The 3182-nt window shown below is 64.2% G+C and carries 4 protein-coding genes; 1 reads left to right on the forward strand and 3 read right to left on the reverse strand.

The genetic code is table 11. From position 1 onward, the window contains the following. Both EOA32_RS35450 and EOA32_RS35455 read right to left on the reverse strand, forming a co-directional pair. Positions 1-588: SLC13 family permease (locus tag EOA32_RS35450; protein ID WP_189407649.1), on the reverse strand; the 588-nt coding region annotated here is incomplete at its 3' end. A gap of 157 nt (positions 589-745) precedes the next feature. After that, the gene (locus tag EOA32_RS35455) at positions 746-1393 is read right to left on the reverse strand and encodes a class I SAM-dependent methyltransferase (protein ID WP_128374170.1); all 648 of its coding nucleotides are present in this window, start codon (positions 1391-1393) and stop codon (positions 746-748) included. Positions 1394-1594: 201 nt separating this feature from the next. Between EOA32_RS35455 and EOA32_RS35460 the strand changes: the two genes are divergently transcribed. Then, positions 1595-1846: an Hpt domain-containing protein gene (locus EOA32_RS35460; protein WP_281015306.1), complete on the forward strand. Its 252-nt coding sequence runs from the start codon at positions 1595-1597 to the stop codon at positions 1844-1846. A 15-nt stretch (positions 1847-1861) separates the two neighbouring features. Here the strand turns inward: EOA32_RS35460 and EOA32_RS35465 are convergent. Beyond that, the coding region (locus tag EOA32_RS35465; RefSeq protein WP_145971472.1) for a glycosyltransferase family 2 protein at positions 1862-3182 on the reverse strand (1321 nt) is incomplete at its 5' end.

Genomic DNA, 3182 nt, shown 5'->3' on the forward strand with positions numbered 1-3182 from the left:
ATAAAAAGACAGCAGGAAGATCATTCCGGCGGCGGCGACGGCAGCCCCAACGGGCGCGAAGTCGAACATTGTGAACGCCGTTCCGGTCAGCTGCTCTCGCACCCGGGAGACAACGATGTTCGGGGAAGTGCCCACCTGCGTCATGAGACCGCCGAGCAATGACCCGAACGCCATGGGCATCAGAAATATCGATGGCGAGGTGCCGGACCGGCGCGCGAACTGAAAGGCGATCGGGATCATGATCGCCAGCGCGCCTATATTCTTGACGAAGGCAGACAGGCACGTCACCACGATCACCAGCAGCGCCAGTTGCGAGCGAACTCCCGACAATTTGGGAGCAAAGCGCGCGATGGCGAGTTCCATGATGCCCGATCGCGCTATGCCCGCGCTCACCAGCAGAGCGCTGCCGACAATGATCACGATATCGTCGCTGAACCCGCTGAAGGCTTTGTCAAAGGGCACAATCCCAACGGCGAGGGCGAGCAACAGTGCCGCGGCAGCGACGAGATCATAGCGATAGCGACCCCATACGAACGCTGCCATCATCACGAAGGTGACGGCGAACGACAGGATTTGCGGCATGGTCATGTCTTCGGCTGCTCCGCAAGCGGCTGATCAGAACGCCCAGACTGCTCCTTTGTTGCTTTGGTCCGACGGTCTTGGGCTGTTGGCGGAGCTGAAGGCCATCGCGCATGAGCGCGGCCCCCTCGCCCGGCCCTGCCCTCGCGCGCGGATGGAACCTGGCCTATCGCTTGCTGAAGAAGCCGGACAGAATGTTCGGGCCGGCTTCGCCGGGCCGCAGCCTGATGCCGTCCTCGAAGCAGTTCAGCGTCACGCAGTCGAAGCCGCTGTGCGCGAGCAATGCGACCAGCGAGTCGCGGTCGAAGTGGTGCAAATGCTCGTTGGGGAGACGCATACGCCAGGTTCGGAACCAGGCGTCGCCGTCGGCGCCGAGCTCGCGCCAGCGGCAGTACGGGACGGCGACGGCCAGGTGCCGGGTCTGCAGGCGGTCGAGGAAACCCAGATCCGGGATGTGTTCGAGCACGTCGAACATGGCGACCACATCCCACGAACTGGCCAGCGCCTCGTCCCAACCGACAAAGCGGACCCCCGCGGGCAGCGGGAACTCGGCGATATCGTAGCCGGCGCAATCGGCGACCCCGGTTATCTTCGCGGCTTCGATGAACGTGCCGGTGCCGTATCCAATTTCCAGCACCGAGCGGGGAATCGCGCCGGTCAATCCCAGCACCCAGCCAAGCCGCTGATATCCGAGCTTGATGGTGCGGTCGCTCAGGTCCTCGTAATAGGAAATATATTGCTTGTCGTATTTGATCGGCGTGAAGTCGATTTGGTGGATCACGCCAAATCGGTCCACCTCGTAATTGTCCAACATCAGCGTGCTGCCCTCCGGATTCCCTTTCCTTATACGGCGGCGCTAAACGCAGCGTAACCGGCGGGGCCGGAGACGCAGCCAAGCAAGCGCGACAGATGAGCGGTAAGTAGCCCCACCCGCCATTCCGCTTCGCCCCGCTTTCTGCTTCAATATCTCCTCATTCTCGGGAGAATCTCCATCTCAACCGATCCCTTCGCCCCCCTGCGCCAACGTTTCCTCACCCGCTGCGCCGCTCAGCTCGCCGAGCTGCAGGCGGCGCGCGAGGCGCTGCCCGGCTCCGACCTGACCAAGCTCGCGCATTCGCTCGCCGGCGCGGCCGGCACTTTCGGCTTTGCGGAGATCAGCGTGCGGGCCTCAGCGCTGGAAACGCTGCTCATCGAGCAGGCGGATGGCGGCGATGTCCGCGCGGCGCTCGATGCCTTAATCGCGGAGATCGAGCGGACGCTGGCCTGACGGCACCCGCCGGGCTCACTTCTTGGCGGCGCCGAGGCCGGTCCTGGTCATCTCGCCCCAGCCCTGGTCGCCGCGCAAGAACTGCCAGCAGCCCTTCACGCGCCAGAAATTGTTGAGCTGGCGGTACCCGAAATTCTCGATCACGGCGGCCGCCGTCAGCACGGCGAGATCCCTGGCGCGCGGAAAGCGCTGCAGTTCGGCCTCCTCCAGGATGAGCGAGCAGACGCTGACGCAGACGCCATAGGTGAATATCAGCGAGGTGAAGGCCAGGAGATATTCGGCCGACAGGATGCCGAGCAGCCAGAAGGCGGGGATCAGGATATAGCCCAGCACCTCCGCCACCGGCCCCATCACATCGACGATGAAGATGTGGCCGAAGCCGAGGAAGCCGACGCGGCCATAGCGCGGGTTCAAGAACATGGCCCGGTAGCGGAAGAAGCATTCGAGCGCGCCGCGCTGCCAGCGCGTGCGCTGCCGCGCCAGAACGCTCAGCGTTTCCGGCGCCTCGGTCCAGCACACCGGCTCGGGAATGAACTGAACGCGGTATTTGCGCTTCTTGTCGCGCATGTGGCGGTGCAGCTTGATCACGAGGTCGAGGTCCTCGCCCATCGAGCCCTTGGTGAAGCCGCCCACCGCCACCACTTCGGCGCGGCGAAACATGCCGAAGGCGCCGGAGACCAGCATCAGCGTGTTGACGCTGCTCCAGGCAAGCCTGGCCATCAGGAAGGCGCGCAGATATTCGACCACCTGGAACAGCGGCAGCAGGCGGCGCGGCAGATGCACCTCGCGCACCCTGCCGGCCTCGATCTTCGAGCCGTTGGCGATGCGGATTGTGCCGCCCACCGCGATGGTGCGCTCGGGATCGTCGATGAAGGGCTGGGCGGCGCGCATCAGCGCATCGGGCTCGAGTATGGAATCGCCGTCGATCACACAAAAGAGCGGCGCGCGGCAGACATTGATGCCGGCATTCTGCGCGTCCGCCTTGCCGCCATTCTCCTTGTCGATCACGAACAGCCGCTCGGTCATCGGCGAGGAATAGAGGCCGCGGATCGGCTTGTGCGCCAGCGCGTCCTCGTAGGGACGGTGGAACTTCACCAGGTTGAAACCCTCGATCAGGCGCTGCAAGGTCTGGTCCTTCGAGCCGTCATTGATGACGATGACCTCGAAATTCGGATATTCGAGCGCCAGCATGGAATGGACGCTCTCCACCACATTCACTTCCTCATTATAGGCCGGCACCAGAAGCGCGATCGGCGGCGCGACCTCGCCGTAGCGCTGCCAGAGCAGCGCCGAGCGCGCCACCGGCGGGCGCTTGGACAGCGCATAGCCGGCGAGG

The sequence above is a fragment of the Mesorhizobium sp. M1A.F.Ca.ET.072.01.1.1 genome (assembly GCF_004023325.1).
Lineage (GTDB): Bacteria > Pseudomonadota > Alphaproteobacteria > Rhizobiales > Rhizobiaceae > Mesorhizobium.